Annotated in this window: 19 protein-coding genes; 3 read left to right on the top strand and 16 right to left on the bottom strand. The window is 69.7% G+C overall.

Annotated features, from left to right (window positions below):
• Positions 1-29: 29 nt before the first annotated feature.
• The 5 genes from O5M90_RS01270 to O5M90_RS01250 form a co-directional block, all read right to left on the bottom strand.
• A complete protein-coding gene (locus O5M90_RS01270; RefSeq protein WP_269841725.1) occupies positions 30-1019 on the bottom strand; it encodes a BMP family lipoprotein in 990 nt (329 codons plus the stop codon).
• A gap of 224 nt (positions 1020-1243) precedes the next feature.
• Entirely contained in the window at positions 1244-1399 is a 156-nt protein-coding gene (locus tag O5M90_RS01265) for a hypothetical protein (RefSeq protein ID WP_171018087.1), read from the bottom strand.
• Between the two features lie 73 nt (positions 1400-1472).
• Complete coding sequence (gene hemA, locus O5M90_RS01260) at positions 1473-2759, bottom strand: glutamyl-tRNA reductase (RefSeq protein ID WP_269841726.1); 1287 nt, start codon at positions 2757-2759, stop codon at positions 1473-1475.
• Complete coding sequence (locus O5M90_RS01255) at positions 2756-3811, bottom strand: phytoene/squalene synthase family protein (protein WP_269841727.1); 1056 nt, start codon at positions 3809-3811, stop codon at positions 2756-2758. The genes hemA and O5M90_RS01255 overlap by 4 nt, the downstream gene beginning before the upstream one ends.
• Positions 3786-5435, bottom strand: coding sequence for a phytoene desaturase (locus O5M90_RS01250; protein WP_269841728.1), 1650 nt, complete (start codon positions 5433-5435; stop codon positions 3786-3788). The genes O5M90_RS01255 and O5M90_RS01250 overlap by 26 nt, the downstream gene beginning before the upstream one ends.
• Before the next feature lie 46 nt (positions 5436-5481).
• On the opposite strand from O5M90_RS01250, the gene bchO reads away from it, so the two are divergent.
• Positions 5482-6393 (top strand): alpha/beta fold hydrolase BchO, encoded by a 912-nt coding sequence (gene bchO / locus O5M90_RS01245; RefSeq protein WP_269841729.1) that lies wholly within the window; start codon positions 5482-5484, stop codon positions 6391-6393.
• 102 nt (positions 6394-6495) lie between these two features.
• Here the strand turns inward: bchO and O5M90_RS01240 are convergent, their stop codons facing one another.
• The 11 genes from O5M90_RS01240 to O5M90_RS01190 form a co-directional block, all read right to left on the bottom strand.
• Positions 6496-7395 (bottom strand): HEPN domain-containing protein, encoded by a 900-nt coding sequence (locus tag O5M90_RS01240; RefSeq protein WP_269841730.1) that lies wholly within the window; start codon positions 7393-7395, stop codon positions 6496-6498.
• Positions 7396-7586: 191 nt separating this feature from the next.
• Positions 7587-9374: a magnesium chelatase subunit D gene (locus tag O5M90_RS01235; protein WP_269841731.1), complete on the bottom strand. Its 1788-nt coding sequence runs from the start codon at positions 9372-9374 to the stop codon at positions 7587-7589.
• Positions 9365-10384 (bottom strand): magnesium chelatase ATPase subunit I, encoded by a 1020-nt coding sequence (gene bchI, locus O5M90_RS01230; RefSeq protein ID WP_269841732.1) that lies wholly within the window; start codon positions 10382-10384, stop codon positions 9365-9367. The genes O5M90_RS01235 and bchI overlap by 10 nt, the downstream gene beginning before the upstream one ends.
• 6 nt (positions 10385-10390) lie before the next feature.
• A complete protein-coding gene (locus tag O5M90_RS01225; RefSeq protein ID WP_440401781.1) occupies positions 10391-11674 on the bottom strand; it encodes a DUF3422 family protein in 1284 nt (427 codons plus the stop codon).
• Positions 11675-11689: 15 nt separating this feature from the next.
• Positions 11690-11998, bottom strand: coding sequence for a high-potential iron-sulfur protein (locus tag O5M90_RS01220; RefSeq protein ID WP_269841735.1), 309 nt, complete (start codon positions 11996-11998; stop codon positions 11690-11692).
• Positions 11995-12306 (bottom strand): hypothetical protein, encoded by a 312-nt coding sequence (locus tag O5M90_RS01215; RefSeq protein WP_269841736.1) that lies wholly within the window; start codon positions 12304-12306, stop codon positions 11995-11997. The genes O5M90_RS01220 and O5M90_RS01215 overlap by 4 nt, the downstream gene beginning before the upstream one ends.
• A gap of 5 nt (positions 12307-12311) precedes the next feature.
• A complete protein-coding gene (locus O5M90_RS01210; RefSeq protein WP_269841737.1) occupies positions 12312-13505 on the bottom strand; it encodes a geranylgeranyl diphosphate reductase in 1194 nt (397 codons plus the stop codon).
• Positions 13505-14836: a BCD family MFS transporter gene (locus tag O5M90_RS01205; protein ID WP_269841738.1), complete on the bottom strand. Its 1332-nt coding sequence runs from the start codon at positions 14834-14836 to the stop codon at positions 13505-13507. The genes O5M90_RS01210 and O5M90_RS01205 overlap by 1 nt, the downstream gene beginning before the upstream one ends.
• Before the next feature lie 61 nt (positions 14837-14897).
• Entirely contained in the window at positions 14898-15776 is an 879-nt protein-coding gene (gene chlG / locus O5M90_RS01200; RefSeq protein WP_269841739.1) for a chlorophyll synthase ChlG, read from the bottom strand.
• A gap of 81 nt (positions 15777-15857) precedes the next feature.
• A complete protein-coding gene (ppsR, locus tag O5M90_RS01195) occupies positions 15858-17324 on the bottom strand; it encodes a transcriptional regulator PpsR (protein ID WP_269841740.1) in 1467 nt (488 codons plus the stop codon).
• A gap of 91 nt (positions 17325-17415) precedes the next feature.
• Positions 17416-18429, bottom strand: coding sequence for a cobalamin B12-binding domain-containing protein (locus O5M90_RS01190; RefSeq protein WP_137940775.1), 1014 nt, complete (start codon positions 18427-18429; stop codon positions 17416-17418).
• 316 nt (positions 18430-18745) lie between these two features.
• On the opposite strand from O5M90_RS01190, the gene bchF reads away from it, so the two are divergent.
• Both bchF and O5M90_RS01180 read left to right on the top strand, forming a co-directional pair.
• Positions 18746-19252, top strand: coding sequence for a 2-vinyl bacteriochlorophyllide hydratase (gene bchF / locus O5M90_RS01185; protein WP_269841741.1), 507 nt, complete (start codon positions 18746-18748; stop codon positions 19250-19252).
• The gene (locus tag O5M90_RS01180) at positions 19249-20532 is read left to right on the top strand and encodes a ferredoxin:protochlorophyllide reductase (ATP-dependent) subunit N (protein WP_269841742.1); all 1284 of its coding nucleotides are present in this window, start codon (positions 19249-19251) and stop codon (positions 20530-20532) included. The genes bchF and O5M90_RS01180 overlap by 4 nt, the downstream gene beginning before the upstream one ends.
• Positions 20533-20560: the final 28 nt, after the last annotated feature.

Here is a 20560-nt window from a genome sequence, read left to right as displayed (position 1 = left end):
AGTGCTCGTGCTCTCGTACTCTCGGGAGATCAGTACTTGCAGGCGTTGTCGGCCATGTAGTCGGCCACCTTGATCTTGCCGGCGATGATGTCGGCCTTGTAGGCATCGACCTTGGTCTTCAGCGCGGCGCTGACCAGCTTGGCGTTGTGCTGGTCCATCGCATAGTCGACGCCGCCTTCCTTCAGGCCCAGCACGCTCAGGCCCGGCTTGTAGGACTTCAGCACGTTGTAGACGGCCACATCGACGCGCTTGACCATCGAGCTCAGCATCGTGCCGGGCTGCATATGGTTCTGGTTGCTGTCCACACCGATGGCCAGCTTGGACGCATCCTTGGCGGCCTGGTAGACGCCCGAGCCGGTGCCGCCGGCGGCGGCGAACACGACATCGACGCCCTTGGCAAACTGCGCCTTGGCCAGCTCGCCGCCGCGCGTCGGATCGTTCCAGGCGCTGGCGGTGGTGCCGGTCATATTGCTGAACACCTCGGCCTTGGTATTGGCCACCTTGGCGCCCTGCTCGTAGCCGCACTGGAATTTGCGGATCAGCGGGATGTCCATGCCGCCGATGAAGCCGACCTTGCCGGTCTTGCTCGACAGGCTGGCCATCGCGCCGACCAGGAAGCTGCCCTCATGCTCCTTGAACACCACCGACTGCACGTTCGGCAGGTTCACGACCATGTCGATGATGGCGAACTGCGACTTCGGGAACTCCTTGGCCACCTGCTCCAGCGCCGAGGCCTGGGCAAAGCCGATCGAGATGATGGGGCTGGCGCCGCGCTCGGCCATGCGGCGGATCGCCTGCACGCGCTGGGTGTCGTTGCTGATCTCGAACTCGAGATAGGTCTTGCCGCTCTCCTGCTTCCAGCGCTCGATGCCGCGGTAAGCCGACTCGTTGAACGATTTGTCGAACTTGCCGCCCATGTCGAAGATGATGGCCGGCTGAGCCTGGGCCGACGCCGACAGCGAAACGGCGGACAGGGAGGCGGCCAGCATGGCGCCGACGAGCGTGGATTGAGCGATCATTGCGTACCCATCAAGACTGGTTGAACACAGCTCGCCACGCTGCCAGCCTCGCCACAGGGACGGACATCGAACAAGCGCAGAGGCGAGACCGGACGGATTGTAGGAAATGTCAGTGTAATGGCAGCTCAAGGAAAACGCTAAACGTTTGCGCCCCAGCATTCATGCGTTTGCGCAAATTCCTGGAGCACTGTGCCTTGACGGTCTGGCGAGGGTTGGCGGGGCTATCAATGAGGCGGAGGATCGTCTGGCGGCCGCTCCCGCAGCTCACGCTGCCCGCGCCGCCATTTCCGCCAGTCCCACCACTGCCACAGCGCCCAGGCCATCACGGCGCCGAACACCAGCAGCAGCTCGATCAGCCCGTAGAAGCGCTCCGCGCTCATTGGTGCACCCTTCGGCCTGCGGCCTGTCCCGCCGAGCGGGAGCGAGCTTGCTCGGGGCGGCCCTGCGCGGCGCTCATGCGCTGTCGCGCAGGAACAGGCGCTGCACCGAGTCCATCCAGCGCCGGTGCGCCTCGCCGGCGCTGCCGTGCAGCTCGCTGAGCGCGCCATGCAGCATCTTGCGCGTCAGCGCGCCGGACAGGGCCTCCATCACCGCCTCGACATCCTGGCCCCGGGCCAGCGCGCGGCGCGCCTTGGCCAGCTCGGCCTGGCGCCAATCCTCGGTCTGGCGCTGCAGGGCCTGGATCAGCGGCACGCTGGCGCGCTGCTCCAGCCACTGGGCAAAACTCGTGACCCCGGCGCTGACGATGGCCTCGGCCTGCTGCACCGCCGCCTGGCGCCGCTCGCCATTGCCCTGCACCAGCCGGGCCAGGTCATCGACCGTGTAGAGATAGACATCGTCCAGCGCCGCCACCTCGGGCTCGATATCACGCGGCACGGCCAAGTCCAGCATCAGCACCGGCCGACGCTTGCGCGCCTTCAGCGCCCGCTCGACCGCGCCCAGGCCGATCAGCGGCAGGCTGCTGGCGGTGCAGCTGATCACGACGTCGAACTCGTGAAGGCGCTGGCCCAGCTCGGCCAGCGGCAGCGAGGCCGCGCCCAGCCGGGCCGACAAGACCTGACCCCGCTCCAGGCTGCGGTTGGCCACCGTGATGCTGCGCGGCCGGTGCGCGGCCACATGGGTGGCCACCAGCTCTATCATCTCGCCGGCGCCGACAAAGAGCACCCGGGTGTCGTGCAGATCCTCGAACAGCTGCAGCGCCAGCTGCACGGCTGCCGCCGCCATGCTGACCGCATGCGCGCCGATCTCGGTGCTGCTGCGCACCTCCTTGGCCACCGCGAAGCTGCGCTGGAACAGCTGGTGCAGCGTGGCGCCTAAAGCGCCGGCGCTGTCGGCCTCGCGCACCGCCGCCTTCATCTGACCGAGGATCTGCGGCTCGCCCAGCACCATCGAGTCCAGCCCCGAGGCCACGCGGAAGGCGTGGCGCGCGGCCGCCTCGCCTTGCAGGAAGTAGCTGTGGCTGCGCAGGCTCTCGGCGCTGGTGCGCCCCTGGGCGGCCAGCCATTCGATCGCCGGCTCGGCCAGCTCCAGCGCATGGCGCGGGCAGGCGGAGGACGGCAGGCCCACATACAGCTCGGTGCGGTTGCAGGTGGAGAGGATGGCCACCTCGGGCTGGGCCCGGGCCAGGTGGCTGCGCAGGCCCTGCACGCTGCGGCCCAGCGCCTCCAGGGGGATCGCGAAGCGCCCGCGCAGATCCAGCGGCGCGCTGCCGTGGTTGAGCCCCAGCGCGAGCACGCTCATGCTGCGCTGCGTCCGAAGTGGGTCTGGCGCTCCCGACGCTCCAGACGCTCGAACAGATCGATCACGAAATCGACCTTGCCAGCGGTCTGCGGCGGCGCCTCCGTGGCCGCCACGGCGGCCAGCAAGGGCCGGTTGGCGGGCAGCGGCGGCGCCTCTAACAGCGCGCGGCCGGGCCACAGGCTCAGCCCCGCGCGCAGCAGCAGGCCGCTCTTGCGCCGGCCCGACACCACCGCCCGGCGGCTGACCGAATCGCCGCCGGCCCGCGTCACCTCGCGGCCGATCTCGGCATAAAGCAGGCGCGCCGCATTGATGCCCGGCCGGCAGGCCATCGGCAGGCTGGCCACCCCCGAGGCCGCGCGGGCGTAGAGCTCATCGGCACTGGCCAGCAGGCGCTGCATCACGCCGGCCAGCGCCGGCTCGAAGCGCGGCGCGGCCAGCCAGGCCTCGGGGGCTATGCCCGCCTCGCGCAGCCACTGGCGCGGCAGGTAGAGCCGGCCCATGCGGGCGTCCTCGCCGACATCGCGGGCGATATTGGAGAGCTGCATCGCCACGCCCAGATCGCAGGCCCGCGCCAGCGCCGGCGCCTCGCGCACGCCCATCAAGAGGCTCATCATCGCGCCCACCGTGCCGGCCACGCGGGCCGCATAGTCCTGCAGCTCATCCAGCGTCTCGTAGCTGCGGCCCTCGACATCCCAGGACAGGCCCTCGATCAGCAGGTCCAGCAAGGCGCGCGGGATCGCATAACGCGCGACCACAGCGGCCAGCGCCCGGTCGGCCGCCACGGCCTGAGGCCGGCCCTCGAACACCCGGTCCAGGCGGCGGCGCAGCTGCGTGATCGCCAGGCGGCGGCCGCCCTCGACATCGACCGTGTCGTCGGCCAGACGGCAAAAACCATAGAGCACGGTCGCCGGCGCGCGCACCGCCGGCGGCAGCAACAGCGAGGCCGCATGGAAGGTCCTGGAGTTGGCGGCCAGGCTGGCGCGGCAGGCCGCCAGATCGGCGTCCAGCAGCGGCGGGAGGGTTTGATCAGGCCGGTGATGCGTTGCTGACATGGCTGGGGATTCCTTGCTCGGCCAGGGGATGGCGGTTGCGGCCCAGATCGCGACCGTGGGGCACGATGGCGTCCAGCACCTTGGCCGAGGACAGCACGCCCGGCAGACCGGCGCCCGGATGGGTGCCTGCCCCGACCAGGTAGAGGCGCTCGACCTCCTCGCTGCGGTTGTGCGGGCGGAACCAGGCGCTTTGCGTCAGCACCGGCTCCAGCGCAAAGGCCGCGCCCTTGTAGGAGCTCAGCCGGTCCTGGAAGTCCTGCGGCGTCAGCATCAGCGAGCTGACCACAGCCTGCTCCAGCCCGGGCAGCAGGGTCTCGGACAGGCGTTTGGCAATCGCCGCGCGGTAGGGCTCGGCGCGCTCGCGCCAATCGACGCCGGCCTCCAGATGCGGCACCGGCGCCAGCACATAAAAGGTGTCGCAGCCCGGCGGCGCGAGGCTCGCGTCGGTGGCGGTGGGCCGGTGCAGATAGAGGCTGAAATCGTCGGCCAGGTGCTTGTGCGTGAAGATGTCGTCGAGCAGGCCCCGGTAGCGCGGGCCCAGCGAGATCGTGTGGTGGGCCACATCCGGGTACTGGCGCTTGGTGCCGAAATACCAGACGAAGAGGCTCATCGAGTAGCGGGCTTTGTCGATGCGGCGGTCGGTCCAGCGATGACGGTAGCGCTTTGGCAGCAGATGCTTGTAGGTCCAGGCCGAATCGGCGTTGGACACCACCACATCGGCCGCCAGTTGCCGGCCCGAGGCCAGCCGCACCCCGCAGGCCGCGCCCCGCTCCACGAGGATTTCCTCCACGCCCTGGCCGCACAGCACCTGCCCGCCCTGCCCCTCGATCAGCCCGACCAGGCCACGCACCAGCACCCCGGTGCCGCCCATCGCGAAATGCACGCCGAAGCGCCGCTCCAGAAAAGCGATCAGGCAGTAGACCGAGGTGGTCGAGAAGGGGTTGCCGCCGACCAGCAGGGACTGGAAGGTCAGCACCACACGCAGCTTCTCGTTCTTCACATGCTTGCAAGCCAGGCCCCAGACCGTGCGGTAGCCCTCCAGCTTCAGCAGATCGGGCAGCACCTTGGCCATCGCGGTCCAGCTGTCGAAGGAGACATGGCCCAGCTGCTCGAAGCCGACCTTGTAGATCGCCTCGCTGGCTTGGAGAAAGCGCTCGTAGCCGGCCACATCCTCGGGCGCGAGCCGGGCCACCTCGGCGCGCATCGCCTGCGCATCGCCGCTGTAGTCGAACACCGTGCCGTCATCGAAGCGCACCCGGTAGAACGGCGCCACCGGGCGCAGGTCCACATCGTCGGCCAGGGGCCGGCCGCACAGTGCCCACAGCTCCTCGAACAGGAAGGGCGCGGTGATCACGGTCGGGCCGGCGTCGAAGGTGAAACCGTCCTGCCGGTGCACATACGCGCGGCCGCCGGGGGCGTCGAGCTTTTCGAGTACCGTCACCCGGTAGCCGCGCGCGCCCAGCCGCACGGCAGCAGCCAGGCCGCCGAAGCCGCTGCCGATGACCAGGGCCTGAGGACGCGCATCGGGACCCGCATCAGGACGCGCATCAGCACGGGCATGGGGCGCTGCCCCCGGCAGGGCGGCGGAGCTGGGCGAGCTGGGCGGAAGGCCGGGCGTCAACATGGCTTGATCCTAGACGTGTCTAGTTTAGTTGACAATAGGCATTGCCATGAAAACTGACAGCCCCCTGCCCTCAGAGCTGCTGCTGCTGCTGCTGCAACTGCAAGCCGGCGCGCTGCGCTGGCGCGTGCAGCGCGCCGGCAGCCAGGCAGGGCTGCCACGCCTGCTCTTGCTGCATGGCACGGGCTCCTCGCTGCAGTCCTGGGCGCCCTGCCTGCCCGGGCTGGCCGAGCACTTTTCCCTGCTGATTCCCGACCTGCCGGGCCATGGCGGCAGCGAAGGCTTTGCCGACGGCCAGGCCAGCCCGGCCCGCATGGCCCAGGCCCTGGGCGAGCTGCTGGCCGCGCTCGATTGGCAGCCCGAGTTGGTGGCCGGCCATTCGGCCGGCGCGGCGGTGATGGTGCAGATGTGCCTGGACGGCCTGCTGCCGCAGGCGCGCGGGCTGCTGGCCATCAACGGCGCGCTGCAGCCGCTGCCGGGCCTGATGGGCGTGGTGGCCCCGGCCGTCGCCAAGCTCGCGGCCCGCAGCGGTGACTGGCTACCTGCCTGGGTGACTCGCCACGCCGGCCAACCCCGCGCGCTGAAGAACCTGATCGCCTCCACCGGCTCACGCCTGGACGAGGCCGGCGTGCAGCACTACCGCGAATTACTGGCCCAGCCCGCCCATGTGCGCGGCGTGCTCGACATGCTGGCCAGCTGGCGGCTGGAAGACTTGCAGGCCCGCCTGCCCGAGCTGCGCACGCCTCTATGGCTCGCAGCCGGACTGGCTGACCGCACGGTGGCGCCGGTGCAGTCGCTGGAGCTGGCGAGGTGGCTGCCAGGGGCGAGCTTTCATCCGCTGACGGGGCTGGGGCATTTGGCGCATGAGGAGGCGCCGGAGGTGGTCAATGCGCTATTGCTAGGCCTGCGCGATGCGACCCGGGACCGCGCTACAACTCTGCCCGCCTATGGACAGCCTTGACCGGTCGGGCGGCTCTCCACAATGAGCGATCAGCCAGCCTGACCGGACTTATGGTGCGCGTTGCGCAAGCCACGGATTCAGCAAGCCCAAGGTGACTTACGCCTAGCAACCGAACAAGCGTGCATCAAGTTCGTCCTTCGAGGGAACAGCTCGCGAGTGAATCATCTTGATCAAGACACGCCGCAGTAGCTCGAAAGTCGAGACCAGATCCTCGCTTTGATGCTTGGGCTTGCCGTGAGCGGCCGCCGATCGCTTGTCGTACAAGTGTCCAATGGCTTTCTGCCGGGAGCGTCTCGCCTCTCCGGGCTCCTCCAGAAAACTGGCGATTAGTGCTGACACACGGAACTTCAGCTCAGTCGTCGACGGCGAGAAAAGCGCCTCCATCGCGGCCCATAGCGACACCAGCGCGAGAGCCTCGTTCTCGATGAAATGCGCGGCGTCCAGCGCGTCCGCCGCAAGCCGAAACTCAGTGCTGGACGAGTAGAGCTTGTGCGCAGCTCTCCAGTTCGCCTGCACCCAGGTAACGCTTTCAAGCATTGACGACGTCTCAATGAGACCAAGCCGTGAGTGCTGCTTGAACGACTCCAACGGAATGACGCGCGGCCCGCTTCCATCCAAGCGGATCAGGTCCGTGAACGGATGCTCCGACATTGCATGCATGCGAATACCCGGATTGGTCCAGAGCCGGAGCAGCGACCCCAAGAACCGCGCGAGTGCGTACTGCTGGGAAAGCGACTGGTGGACCGTACTAGGGATGGCGAGCTCCGCAGAGATGCGGGTTGTCTTGCCACCTAGTTGCCAGAATGCCGGCCGTGGCAAAGGGGGTAGCCCATCACTACCCAACGGCCCAGCCTTCGATTGCTTCGAGTGCTCATCAGTATTGACGAGAAGTAGCGACGAAATGAAGGTGGCGTCAGCGCCACGAAGGAATATCCCGTCCCCAAGATCTATGTGCCGGTCGCCAAGTGGCAAGTCCGTGAGGCCCACATAGAGCGTGACCATTGCATCGTCTGTATCTAGGCTCATCTGACCATTTCCCCCCTGTCGCCGATTATCGGGGCGCAACGCAGCGTGGGGCTGTTGGTCGCAATGCCAAGCAGTCGTGGAGAGGGACAGGCTGGTGGGCCGCTACTGGCCGTAGCCAGTCGACTGAGCCATCATCGCCAACCGACCCAACGCAGTCCACCGCGCCCTCACCGCACCCCAGTCACCGCCGCATGCACATCCTTCGCCTGCCCCTGCGGCAGCGGCACATAGCGCGCAGCCATGGCCTGGGCCAGCGCCATTGCGGCGGGCTGCGGTCGCGGCGAGGTGTCGATCAGCACGCTGGCGAGGCCCGAGGCGCGCAGGCGCTGGGCGGCGCTCAGTGCGTCTTGCATGGCCAGGGCTCGGCCGGGGCTGCCGTCGCGGGCGATGTTGGCGCGGGCATCGGTCAGGAATACCAGCAGCGCCTGGCCGCCCTCGCGGGATTGCAGGCTGCTGCCCAGCAGCCAGGCGGCCTCGATGCCGGCGGCCAGCGGCGTGCCACCGCCGCCCGGCAGACCGGAGAGCGAGCGACGCGCGCGGACCAGCGAGCGCGTCGGCGCCAGCAGGACCTCGGCGCCCTCGCCGCGAAAGGCGATCAGCGCGACCCGGTCGCGCCGCACATAGCAATCGGCCAGCAGCAGCTCGACCGCGCCCTTGGCCTCGGCCAGCCGGTTCAGCGCCTGCGAGCCCGAGGCATCGACGACAAAGACCGTCGTCGTCTCGTTCGGGCGGCGATAGCGCTTGATGTGGAAGTCATCGCGGCGCAGCAGCAAGCGAGCCGGCGAGGCGCCCAGCCCCCGCTGCTCACGCTCCATCAAGCGCAGCCGCTGCCAGGGGATGGCCGCCCGCATCGTGGCCAGCAGATCGAGCCGGCTGCCCGCGCGAAGACTGCCCCGGCGCGGCGCCAGCGGCCGGCCGCTCTGCGCCGGGCGAGCGGCGGCGCCACGCCGGCCGGCCGCCGCTGCAATGCTGCGCGATGGCGCACCGGCCAGGCTGGCCAGCAGGCCGGCCGGGATCGCGGCCCGGGTGGCGGCGATCAGCTGCTCCTGCAGGGCAGCCTGAGCCTGCTGCTCGCCGTCGCTGGGGTCGGGCGGCGAGGCGTCGGCGGCCTCGGGATCGGGATCGGCCGGACTGGGCTCCGGCGGTGCCGAGGCCCCGGACTTCGGCGTCGATTCGGATTCGGCCTCAGGCTCAGCCTGCGACTGTGGCAAGGCCCGCGCGCGTGGCGCCAGCACCAGCCGGGCGGCCAGCTCGGCATCGGCCTGGCTCACTTCGTCCCGCCCTGCGATGGCCGCCGCCGCGCAGGCCGCGCGCCAGGCCTGCCAGGGCGGGCGCAGCGACACCAGGCCCAGCGCGGCGGCGGTGCCGCACAGCGCCTGGACGGTGGCTTCGTCGTAAGCGATATGGGCCAGCCGCCGCCGCGCCGCTGCGAGATCGAAAGGCAGCAAGACCTGACACTCGGCAGGCGATCCGAAGACCGCGCCCAGCGCCGGCGCAGCCGGGCTGGCGATCAGCGCCAGCCGCTCCAGCAGGCCGGCCGGCACTTGCTCCTCGGCCGACTGGCCTTCGTCTAGCGCCACGACGCAAAAGCGCGGCCCGCCCTGCTGCTCCAGCGCCGACACGAGCTTGGCCGCCAGGCCCGCATCACAGCGCTCGGCCATCGCCAGCAGCAGCACGCCGCCAGCGGCCTCGGCCAGCAAACCGGCCTGCGCCACCGGCCGCCCGGCCGCCAGGCTCAGGCCCAGGTCCAGGCCGCCGAGCAGGCGCTCGTCATCGATCTGCAGCGGCAGGCGGCGCCACGGCGCTTCGGGCGGCAGCAAGCGGCGCAGGCTGCCGAGCAGCGCATCACGGGCCGGACCGGCCGGGCCGCGCAGGCACAGGCCGCCCAGGCCTTGCGGGTCGACGGCCAGCAGGCAGATGGCCTGCCGGCCCGCATCCAGCTCGGTCAGTTCCACAGCTCGGCTACCGCTCGTTCGATGCGCTCGCTGGAACCGGTGTCGTCCAGCGGATTGCGGCGCAGCCGGTGGCGCAGCGCGGGCACCGCGATCTGGCGCAGGTGTTCTGGCGTGACCTCGGGCGCGGCCTGCAGCGCCGCCAGCGCACGCGCCGCGCGCATCAGCGTCAGCTCGCCGCGCAGGCCGTCACTGTTGACGGCCACGCAGAGCTCGGAGGCCCGGTAGAGGACGGCATCGCCGACGAGGACCTCGGGCAGACGCTCGCGGGCCTGCAGGATCTGCCGCCGCACTTTGACGTCCTGCTTGGCCCATAGCGCGGCAAAGCCGGCCGGGTCGCGCTCGAAGGCATCGCGGCGGCGCACCACCTCGACCCGCTGCGCGATCTTGGTCGGCGTCTTCACCTCGACCGACAGGCCGAAGCGGTCCAGCAGTTGCGGCCGCAGCTCGCCCTCTTCCGGATTGCCGCTGCCCACCAGCACGAAGCGCGCCGGGTGGCGCACGCTCAGGCCCTCGCGCTCGATCACGTTCTCGCCCGAGGCGGCCACATCGATCAGCAGATCGACCAGATGGTCCTCCAGCAGATTGACCTCGTCGATATAGAGAAAGCCGCGATGCGCGCGCGCCAGCAGGCCCGGCTCGAAGACCTTGATGCCCTGCGACAGCGCCCGCTCCAGATCCAGTGCGCCCAGCACCCGGTCCTCGCTGGCGCCCAGCGGCAGGTCGACCACCGGCACCGGCAGCTCCTCGGTCTTGAGGCGCGCGCCGGTCTTCAGCCGCGCGCAGTCCTCGCACAGCGAGGATGAGGTCGGATCGCAGTGATAGCGGCAGCCCTGCACCGCCCGCATCTTCGGCAGCAGGGCCGCCAGGCCGCGCACCGCGGTGGACTTGCCGGTGCCCCGATCACCGAGCACCAGCAGGCCGCCGATGGCCGGCTCGACCGCCGCGATCAGAATGGCCAGCTTCATCTCGTCCTGCGCGACGATCGCGGAAAAAGGGAATGGGGTGCTCATGAAGTTTCAGATGGCCTCGTTTTCACGCGCACGCCGACGCGCCCGCCGCACGGCGCCGAACGCCAGCAAGGCCAGCAGCGGCACGCTGAGACCCACGAAGAGATCGACATCGAGCGGCACGCCCAGCGAGCGCCCGCCCTTGGCCAGATAGCCGGCCACGCCGGCCATGTAGTAGACGATGGCGGCGATCGACAGGCCCTCGACCGTCTGCTGCAGGCGCAGCTGCAGTTTGGCGCGCCGGTCCATCGAGGCCAGCAACGCATGGTTCTGATGCTCGCGGGCGATGTCGACGCGGGTCGACAGCAGATGGCTGGCCTGGGCGACGCGCTCGGACAGATCGTGCATGCGCTGCGACACGGTGGCGCAGGTCGCGACCGCCGGCGTGAAGCGGCGCGACATGAATTCATCGACGGTCTGCAGGCCGCTGAGCCGGCGCTCGCGCAGCTCGGCAATGCGGGTGCGCACCAGCTCCGCATAGGCCCGGCAGGCGCCGAAACGGAACTGGCTGGCGGACAGGCCGCTCTCGACCTCGGCGGCCAGCCGGGTCAGCTCCTGCAGCAGGGTCTCGTCACGACCGCCGTCGCTGGCGATGTCATCGGTCAGCCCGGCCAGCGCGCGCTCGATCGCGAGGATGCGCGGCGCCAGGCGGCGCGCCACCGGAAAGGCCAGCAAGGCCATCATCCGGTAGGCCTCGATCTCGAACAGGCGCTGCAGCATGCGCCCGGCCATCAGCGGCGTGAAGCCCTGGTCCACCAGCACCTGGCGGCCAAAGCCGTCGGCATGGATCAGGAAGTCGGAATAGGCCAGGCCCGCGCCATCGCCGACCTCGCTGCCGACCACCGCATGGCCGGCGAAGAAGTCCTGCTGCAGGGCGGCCGACGTCGGCGCGGCGCTCAGCAGCTCGGCATGGCCGGCATAGACGGTCAGCCCCGGCACGCCGGCCAGCCAGCCGGGCTGCAGCTGGGCCGCCGCCGGCTCGCCAAAAGGTGGTGCCGCAGCGGCGGCCGCCGCCAGCACCGTGTAGCTGGAGAACTCGCCGTGGCGCTCCCACTTCAGGCGCAGGCCGCCGACAGTGCCGCTCCAGTGCACCGCATCGGCGGCCGGCGCGGGCTGGCCGTGGCTGCGGCACAGCCGCGCCAGATGCGCCAACTCACGCTCACGCTCGTCCGCATCGACCAGCACCGCCAGATAGCTGGCGCGGCCGGGCGCGGCCAGCGGCTCCGAGGGGCGCGCATGCACCTCCAGCGACAGCGCGGCACGCTCGGGCAGGTCGGGCGGCAGCAGCCTCATGCCGGGCTGCCGAGATCAGGGTTTCTTGGCATAAGCGCTGCACCAGCCTTTGGCGGCCACCTGCTTGGCCGGGAACAGCGGGCAAGGCCCGGCGGCCGCGCCGGCCTTGGCCTGGAACAGCGCGCAGCTGGCGCAGGCCTGGCCGGCGGCGAACTTCGGGTATTTGGCCTTGTCGACCTTGGCGGCATCGGCCACATAGCCCAGCGCGGTGGCCTGGGGATCCTTCTCGTCGACCATGGCCTGGGACCAGGCGCGGCCCGCGAACAGCCCCCCGCCGGCGACCGGGATCAGTTGGATGATGAATAAGCGGCGAGCTGTGCTCATGATGACTGCCTTCCTGGCCCGGGGGCGTGGGTGGGTGTGGGGATTTGTTCAGCGCGGCGGGCCCGCAGATCGAGCAGATGGGCCACACCGGCGGCGATCAGACAGGGCGCGACCCAGGCCAGGCCGGCACCACCCAGCGACAGGCGCAGCGCCAGCGTCAGGCTCAGCCCGGCCAGCAGATTGGGCAGCAGGCCACGGATCGCCGCCGGCCGGCGCAGCAGCAGCCAGGCCAGCTCGAGCAGGCTGACGAGCAGCACCAGATCGACCAGGTGCAGCAGCGCCGCTTCGTCGAGGGAGGCCGGCAGCATGGCCATCAGACCCGCGCCAGCCCGAGCAGATGGGCCATGTCCTTGAAGAAGATGCGCACATGGGCCATCGGCCTGGCGCGCACCAGGCGCTTGTGCATATAGGCATCGAAGGTCAGCTGCTGCACATCGCGGTCGCGACAGATGCTGACAAAGCGCTCGCGGCGCTTGTCGCTGCTGTACCAGAAGCGCTGCATCATCGAGAGGATCCAGAACACCCGGCCGTGCTCGCGCATGAAGCGCTTGCGGGCCAGCTTCAGCGAGCGCACATCGCCGGTCTGCAGCAGCGCCTGCACCGCCTCGGCGGCCAGCCGGCCGCCCAGCATCGCGTAATAGATGCCCTCGCCCGAGGCGGGCGCGACGACGCCGGCCGCATCGCCGGCCAGCACCACATCGCGGCCGTTGTCCCAGCGCGGCAGCGGCTTCATCGGGATCGGCGCACCCTCGCGGCGCAAGGTGCGGGCCTGGGCCAGGCCGGCGCTGGCGCGCAGCTGCTTGACGCCGCCGCGCAGCGAGAAGCCCTTGTCGGCGCTGCCGGTGCCTATGCTGACGCTGGCGCCATGCGGGAACACCCAGCCATAGAAATCGGGCGAGAGCGCGCCGCAGTAATGCACCTCGCAGCGGCTGCCGAGGTAATCGGCCGGCAGCGCCTCGGGCAGCGCGACGATCTCGTGATAGGCGAACACGAAGCGGCCCTGGTCGGCGCCGGGGATGGCCTGGCTGGCGACCTTGGAGCGGGCGCCATCGGCGCCGATCACGGCGCGGCTGCGCACGCGCTGGGCGCTGCCGTCCTCGCGGCAGTAGTGCACGACGCTGATCTCGTCGGCGTCGCGGCTCAGTCGCTCGAACGTGCCCTCGCGCCGCTCGGCGCCATGGGCTCTGGCCCGCTCGCGCAGCCACTCGTCGAAGTGCTCGCGGTCGACCATGCCGACAAAGCCGCCCTCGATGGGAATGTCCACCTTGGCCGCCTGCGGCGAGATCATCCGCGCGGCAGTAGCGCGAGCCACCAGCATCTCGCTCGGGATGGCGAAGTCCTGGATCAGCCGCGGCGGGATCGCACCGCCGCAGGGCTTGATGCGGCCGGCGCGGTCCAGCAGCAGCACGCGCAAGCCTTGGACTGCCAGGTCATCGGCAGCGGTGGCGCCGGCCGGTCCGCCACCGACCACCACCACGTCGTAGTCCACAGACATCGGCTTGTTCATCATGGCGCCCTTTCCAGCTGAGCGAGGAAGACCGCAGGGCGCGGCCCCCGCGCCGGCTCGACCCGGCTCGCCAGGCGCGCGGCCCAGACGAACAGCGCCGCATCGACAAAGAAGACCAGCGCATAGGCCAGGCCGGCGTCCGTCAACAACCAGCGCATCATGTCGCTGAGGGCGCTGCCCAGCACGCCGCCCAGCGCAAAGGCCATGGCCTGGGCCGCGCCCCACAAGCCCATGCGAACGCCCTCGCGGCCGGCGCCACCGGCGCCACCGGCCAGGCCCATCATCGAAGCGATCGCGGCGATTGAAAAAGCGCCGGTGCTCAGGCCCAGTACAAAGACATTGGCGCGCAGCGGCCAGGCCGGGCCCACCAGGCCGGCGCAGACCAGGCCGCCCAGGGCCAGCGCCGAGGCGACACAGCCCCAGACCGTCCAGCCCCGCAGCGTGCCCCATTGCCGCCCGGCCCAGCGGCTGCCGGCCGCGGCTGCCAGCAGCATGCCGATCAGCGCGCCGCCGTGCTGCAGGCCCGAGAGCCGCGTCGTCGCACCGGGGCTGAGGCCGAACACCAGGCCGGCGAAGGGCTCCAGCACCAGGTCCTGCATGCTGAAGGCCAGCATCGACACGAAGACGAAGATCGTGAAGCGGCGCGCGCGCGGCTCGGTCCAGGCCTCGGACAGCGCCGCCTTGAAGTCCGCCGGCGCCGGACGTTCGGCAGCCGGGGTCAGGTCTTGTCTCGCGCCTTCAAGCCCGAGCAGGGCCAGCGTCGTCAGGCCCAGCGCCGCCAGCGCCACGCCGCCGGCCACCCACAGCAGGCGCGTCGACGAATAGGGGTCGAGCAGGCTGCCGGCCACGCCAGCGGTCACGACAAAGCCGGCAATCATCATGATCCAGACCGTGGTGGCCGCCGCCGCGCGGCGCTCTGGCGCGACGCGCGTGGCCAGCAGCACCAGCAGCGAGGTGCCGCTGGCCGCGACACCCAGGCCGATCAGGCTGTAGGCCACGAGGGCCAACGCGATGCCGGCGGCCGGGCTGCTGCCCATCCAGACGGTGGCCAGCGCGGCCAGCCAGCCGCCAAAGCCCAAGGTGAACATGCCACCGATGATCCAGGGCGTGCGGCGCTGGCCCAGGTCGGAGCCATGGCCCATGCGCGGCCGGCTGATCTGCACGAAGTAATGCAGGGCCAGCAACAGGCCCGGCAGCAGCGCCGGCAGCGCCAGCTCGACCACCATCACGCGGTTCAAGGTCGAGGTGGTCAGCACGACGATGGCGCCGAGGCTGGCCTGCACCAGGCCCAGGCGGAACACCCCGAGCCAGCCGAAGTTGCATGCGCTCATTGGGTAACCTCCGTGCTGGGCACTGCGGTGCGAGCCCCCTTCGGAGCGGCCGGGCGGGGGCTCATGCCAGCGCCCCTCGCAGCGCAAAGGCGCTGACCAGCATGCCCGAGACGAACAGCGGCACGCCGGCCCCGCTATACCAGACGGCGCGCTCCACCGGCTGGGCCACGAAGCGCCGCATCATCAGCAGTTGCACCACCAACAGGCCGGCCACCGTGAGGCCATGCCAGCCCTGCCCCCAATGCCACAGCAGCAGGGCCACGATGACCTGCGGCGTCGCCATCACGATGCAGGCCACATAGGCCGCGCCCGAGGCGCCGAGGATCACCGGCAGCGAGGCGATGCCCATCTGGCGGTCGCCCTTGATGGACTTGAAATCATTCAAGGTCATGATGCCGTGGGCCCCGGCGCTGTACAGCAGGGCCAGCGCCAGCGAGCGGGCACCGGGCCACTCGCCCATCGCCATCACGGCCGCGCCGGTGATCCAGGCCAGACCCTCGTAGCACAGGCCGCAGGCGGCATTGCCCCACCAGCCATTGCGCTTGAGCCGCAGCGGCGGCGCGCTATAGGCCCAGGCCAGCGCGAGGCCGAACAAGGCCGCCAGAAAGGCCGCCTGGCCGAGCTGCCAGGCCAGCAGCACGGACAAGAGGGTCCAGATCAGCGCGATATAGAGGCCCCAGCGGCCCGGCATGCGGCCCGAGGGGATGGGCCGCTGCGGCTCGTTGATCGCATCGACATGGCGGTCGAACCAGTCATTGACCGCCTGGCTGGTGGCGCAGACAAAGGGGCCGGCCAGCAGCACCCCGGCAATGATCAGCGGCCAGCGCCCTTCGGCCGGCATGCCCGAGGCCACGACCCCGCAGGCAAAAGCCCACATCGGCGGGAACCAGGTGATGGGCTTGAGCAGTTCGGTGACTGCGGACAGTGCGGGGCGCTGCATAGCCCTATTCTGGGCTGACGCAGCGGGTTGTCAAGTTTAATTTACACTCTCATGCGTCACGGCAAAATGCCACGCAGAGACTCAGTCGCCGTTCGGCCCGCCGCCCATGTCCTGGATGCCGTAGCGACGCAGCTTGACATACAGGCTTTGCCGCGAAAGACCCAGCATCTCGGCGGCCGAGGCGCGGTTGTCGCGCGTCAGCTCCAGCGCCGCCTCGATGCACAGGCGCTCGATCAGGTCGGTGGTCTCGCCGACGATGTCCTTCAGCGGCAAGCGGCCCACCAGGCCGGTCAGCTGATCGGCCGAGCGCGGCAGCTGGCGGTTCGAGCGGCCCTCGGCCGGCAGGCGCCGCGCCACATCGCGAATCGAGAAGCCCAGGCAGGCCTGCGGACCGTCGGGCACCGCCACCGCCGAGATCTCGACCGCGCCGGGCTCGCCATAGCCGCTGCGCAAGGTGGTCGGGAACAGGCGCAGCACGCCGTGCTGGCGCAGATTGCCGATCAGCACATTCAGATCCACCGAGGAGCGGCCCAGCCAGCGGTCCAGCGACTGGCCCTGCACCGACTCGCCCACCGCCAGCTGCAGCATGTCGCTGAAGGCCTGGTTGGCGCTCAGGATGCGGCCCTGCATATCGGTCAGCACAAAGGCATCGGGCATCGCATTGACCACGCTCAGCAGCGAGGGGGCCTCGGGCGCGCGGCCGGCCGCCGTCGGGCCGGCGTGCAGCGGCGACAGGCGCACCAGCAGCGAGCTGGTGCTGTCCTGCTTGAACAAGGTGGCGGCCAGCTTCAGCTCCACATGGCCATGGGCCAGGCGCACCGTCATCTCGTCGCTGCGGCCGGCGCTGCGGGCCTGCGAGAACTTGGCATAGGACTCGGCCTGGCTCTCGACCGCCAGCAGCTCGGTGAAGGCGCGGCCGACGATGCGCTTGCTCGAATCACCCAGCAGGCGGGCCGCCGCGGCATTGTGTTCGAACACCACCAGCGAGCCGGCGTCGAGCACCAGCACCGCCTCGTCGACCGCCTCGAACAGCAGGCGGTAGCGGGCCTCGGTGTGGCGCAGGCGCAGATAGTCGCGCTCCATCGACTGCTGCGCGTCGATCAGGCGCTGCTGGACGGCGGCGACCTCGCGCAGATCGCGGCCCAGCGCCAGCATGCGGCCCTGCACGCCCATGGGCACCAGGCTGTAGCTGACCGGCAGATCCAGCCCGCCGGCGAGCGGATGGTTGACCTGGCGCTCGGGCCGCTGGCCCTGCAGCTCCGGGCCGGCGCCGCCGGCCGCCGCGGCCAGCATCGCGCTGATCTTGGCGCGGTTCTCGACCGTGACCGTCTCGACCCAGCGCCGCCCGACCCATTGGCGCAGCTCGCCCAGCTCCTTGGTATGGCTAGTGCCCAGCGAGATGTCGCGGATCACACCTTGGTTGTCCAGCACCAGGGCCAGATCGGCCGCAGCGGACACCGCCGCAGCCAGGACGTCGGCATTCAGGTCGGAGAAGTACAGCTCGGGAGCTTCAAACAGCTGATCGGCCGATGTGCCAAGGTTCTGCATCGAGCTCCCTGAGTTGCAAGAGGCGGCATCAACTGCTGCCGGGACGGGTGAAGACTGGGGTGAACGAGAAGGATAATGCGTCCACTTGACGTCAAGCTTGCTTGACGCGCCTGCCGACACCACAGTTGGCGGTTGCCACCGCGCTGCCAGCCTCGCAAGCCATCGCGTCGGCGCCGCAAAGCGCCGCCAGATTCGGCAGTTCCGCCGCCATCGGCCCCCCGACCATCACAAAAATCAGCGGGTTGGCCGACGCTTCTCGCATGTCAAGGATAGCAGACGCTACATGGGCGATGCTGTCGCCAGTTGCGATTGACAGTCCGAACATATCGAACCAGCCGCCATTCAGACGGGCTTGCAGGTCCGGCCAGCTGGCCTTGGGTTCACATTCGACGTCCCAGCCGGCCCGGCTGAAGAACTCGGCCGCCATGATCACACCAAAGGTATGTTGCGCGCCCGGCACGGCGGCCAGCAGGGCGCGATGGCTGTCGGCGTCGGGCTGCACGACCTGGTTGAAGCGGCTGCCCTGCTCGTGCAGCACCCGCTGCAAGCGCCACAAGGCAATCGTCACCTGCGAAAAATCGTAGCGGTCGTCGTCCCACATCTGGCCCAGCCAGCGTGCGCAGGGCGCCAGCAGGTCGAGAAACACTTGCTCCTGCGAGGCACCGGCGTCCAGCAGGGCCCGCACATAGCTGCCGGCGCTGTCCGATTCACCCTCGGCCGACAGATGGGCCAGGGTGTGCACATGGTCCACGGTCAGCACCATGGCCGGCAAGGGTGGGCGGTTCTGCAGCGGCTGGGTGCTGTGCATCAGCATCAGGCGCGGGATGATCTCCAGCTCGACGATGCGCGAGAGCTGCATGTCCTGCCCCGTGTTGCTGGCCACCAGATGCGGCGAGCTCAGCCGCGGCCGCTCCTCGTCAAAGCTCAGCTGCCGCGGCTGGCCGACCAGCTCGGCGCTCTTGCGCGCCAGCAGCTCGGCCAGCGTCGGCGGATCGGGTCGGTGCAGCGATTCATCGCCCGTTGCACTGCCGCTGCGGGAACCGTCTGCCCCGGGCAGCGGTGCTTGCTGGCGCTTGGCCAGTCGATTGTGTGTCCATCCAGCCACCACGTATCTCCTCGTGGGTGGATTGGCAGCAAGGCTCACTCTGAGCAACCGGGGAAGACTGGCCTCGGCTCTCGGCGCTGGGCAGCGTCAGTGATCGCTACTGCTAACCGTTTTGTCTCGTCCTGAACTCTTTGTCGCTCTTTGTCGTTATGCCTCGGCGCCGCAGTCAGTTCGCATTGACATCTGCAGCGCGTCCGACTTTCGGTGCCGTCGCGGTCGGCGTCAAGCTGATTTTCCCCATTGGCAGAAAAATGTCTAGTTTTGTTTACGTCAATTCTAATTGACAGATGCTGGGGGCAGGCCTAGATTCGGCTCCATGCTGAATCAAGCCGCTTCACCCGCTGTACGTGCCGCGCTGTACACACCGCAGGAGCGCGAGCGCCGCGATGCCAGCGTCTGGACCCTGGTCCAGGGCCTGCTGGCGCCGCTGCAGTTCCTGGTCTTCCTGGTCAGCCTGGTCCTGGTGGTCCGCTTCCTGATGACGGGCCAGGGCGAGCAGGCCGCCGCACTCTCGGTGCTGGTCAAGACGCTGACGCTCTACACCATCATGGTGACCGGCTGCATCTGGGAGAAGGTGGTGTTCGACCGCTGGCTGTTCGCGCCGGCCTTCTACTGGGAGGACATGTTCAGCATGTTGGTGCTGGCACTGCACACCGCCTATGTGCTGGCCTGGTTTTCCGGCTCGCTCGGCAGCCAGCAGCAGATGTGGCTGGCCCTGGCCGCCTACACCGCCTATGTGATCAATGCCGCCCAGTTCATCTGGAAGCTGCGCATGGCGCGACTCGACCAAGCGGCCAGCCTGGCGGCCGGAGCGGCGACATGAGCGCCGTCATTCCGATCCAGCTGGACCAGGGCTGCAGCGACGCCCCGGTGCTGCTGGAGCGTGGCCAGCGCGAGGTCTTCTGCGGCCTGACCGGCATCATCTGGCTGCACCGCAAGATGCAGGACGCCTTCTTCCTGGTGGTCGGTTCGCGCACCTGCGCGCATCTGATCCAGTCGGCCGCCGGCGTGATGATCTTCGCCGAGCCACGCTTCGCGACCGCCATCCTCGACGAGCGCGACCTCGCCGGACTGGCCGATGCGCAGGACGAGCTGGACCGGGTGGTCCAGCGCCTGCTGGAGCGCCGGCCGGATATCCGATTGCTGTTCCTGGTCGGCTCCTGCCCGTCCGAGGTCATCAAGCTGGACCTGTCGCGCGCCGCCGGCCGCCTCAGCGAGCGCTTCATGCCCCAGGTGCGGGTGCTGAATTACTCGGGCAGCGGCATCGAGACCACCTTCACCCAGGGCGAGGACGCCTGCCTGGCGGCGCTGGTGCCGGTGCTGCCCATCTCCATCCAGCCGCATGAGCCCGAGCTGCTGATCGTCGGCGCGCTGGCCGATGTGGTCGAGGATCAGTTCGCCCGCCTGTTCACCGCGATGGGCATCCAGCGTTTTGCCTTCTTCCCCTCGCGCCGCTCGACCGCCCTGCCCGCCATTGGCCCGCAGACCCGCTTCCTGCTGGCCCAGCCCTTTCTGGCGGACAGCGCCCGGGCGCTGGAGGACCGCGGGGCCCGCCGCGTACCGGCGCCCTTCCCGCTGGGCGCCGAGGGCAGCGCCGCCTGGATGCAGGCGGCCGGCGCGGCCATGGGCCTGAGCGCCGAGCGCGTCGAACAAGCCATCGCCCCGGCCCGCCAGCGTGCCGAGCTGGCGCTGGCCGCGCACCGTGCCCTGCTGGCCGGCAAGCACGTCTTCTTCTTCCCCGACTCGCAGCTGGAAGTGCCGCTGGCGCGTTTCCTGGCGCGCGAGCTGGGCATGCAGCTGAGCGAGGTCGGCACGCCCTATCTGCACCGTCAACATCTGGCCGAGGAGCTGGCTTGGCTGCCGGCCGGCACGGCCCTGTCCGAGGGCCAGGATGTCGAGAAGCAGCTGGACCGCTGCCGCGCGCTGCGCCCCGACATCGTCGTCTGCGGCCTGGGCCTGGCCAACCCCTTGGAGTCGGAAGGCTTCACGACCAAATGGTCGATCGAGCTGGTGTTCACGCCGATCCAGGGTTTCGAGCAGGCCGGCGATCTGGCGGGGCTGTTCACCCGACCTCTCACACGCCGGCAACTACTGGCAGCCTGACATGAACAAGCCCCCACGCTCACTTCGC

It is taken from the genome of Paucibacter sp. M5-1, from assembly GCF_027498415.2.
Classification (GTDB): Bacteria; Pseudomonadota; Gammaproteobacteria; order Burkholderiales; family Burkholderiaceae_C; genus Roseateles_E.
This window is presented reverse-complemented; position numbering and strand designations above follow the sequence as displayed.

Coding starts and splice junctions, on each gene's coding strand:
- bchI (WP_269841732.1), bottom strand. CDS start 10,384: ATGAGCACCCCATTCCCTTTTTCCGCGATCGTCGCGCAGGACGAGATG.
- O5M90_RS01250 (WP_269841728.1), bottom strand. CDS start 5,435: ATGTTGACGCCCGGCCTTCCGCCCAGCTCGCCCAGCTCCGCCGCCCTG.
- ppsR (WP_269841740.1), bottom strand. CDS start 17,324: ATGCAGAACCTTGGCACATCGGCCGATCAGCTGTTTGAAGCTCCCGAG.
- bchF (WP_269841741.1), top strand. CDS start 18,746: ATGCTGAATCAAGCCGCTTCACCCGCTGTACGTGCCGCGCTGTACACA.
- hemA (WP_269841726.1), bottom strand. CDS start 2,759: ATGAGCGTGCTCGCGCTGGGGCTCAACCACGGCAGCGCGCCGCTGGAT.
- O5M90_RS01215 (WP_269841736.1), bottom strand. CDS start 12,306: ATGCTGCCGGCCTCCCTCGACGAAGCGGCGCTGCTGCACCTGGTCGAT.
- O5M90_RS01270 (WP_269841725.1), bottom strand. CDS start 1,019: ATGATCGCTCAATCCACGCTCGTCGGCGCCATGCTGGCCGCCTCCCTG.
- O5M90_RS01255 (WP_269841727.1), bottom strand. CDS start 3,811: ATGTCAGCAACGCATCACCGGCCTGATCAAACCCTCCCGCCGCTGCTG.
- bchO (WP_269841729.1), top strand. CDS start 5,482: ATGAAAACTGACAGCCCCCTGCCCTCAGAGCTGCTGCTGCTGCTGCTG.
- O5M90_RS01265 (WP_171018087.1), bottom strand. CDS start 1,399: ATGAGCGCGGAGCGCTTCTACGGGCTGATCGAGCTGCTGCTGGTGTTC.
- O5M90_RS01240 (WP_269841730.1), bottom strand. CDS start 7,395: ATGGTCACGCTCTATGTGGGCCTCACGGACTTGCCACTTGGCGACCGG.
- chlG (WP_269841739.1), bottom strand. CDS start 15,776: ATGCAGCGCCCCGCACTGTCCGCAGTCACCGAACTGCTCAAGCCCATC.
- O5M90_RS01225 (WP_440401781.1), bottom strand. CDS start 11,674: ATGAGGCTGCTGCCGCCCGACCTGCCCGAGCGTGCCGCGCTGTCGCTG.
- O5M90_RS01205 (WP_269841738.1), bottom strand. CDS start 14,836: ATGAGCGCATGCAACTTCGGCTGGCTCGGGGTGTTCCGCCTGGGCCTG.
- O5M90_RS01210 (WP_269841737.1), bottom strand. CDS start 13,505: ATGAACAAGCCGATGTCTGTGGACTACGACGTGGTGGTGGTCGGTGGC.
- O5M90_RS01220 (WP_269841735.1), bottom strand. CDS start 11,998: ATGAGCACAGCTCGCCGCTTATTCATCATCCAACTGATCCCGGTCGCC.
- O5M90_RS01180 (WP_269841742.1), top strand. CDS start 19,249: ATGAGCGCCGTCATTCCGATCCAGCTGGACCAGGGCTGCAGCGACGCC.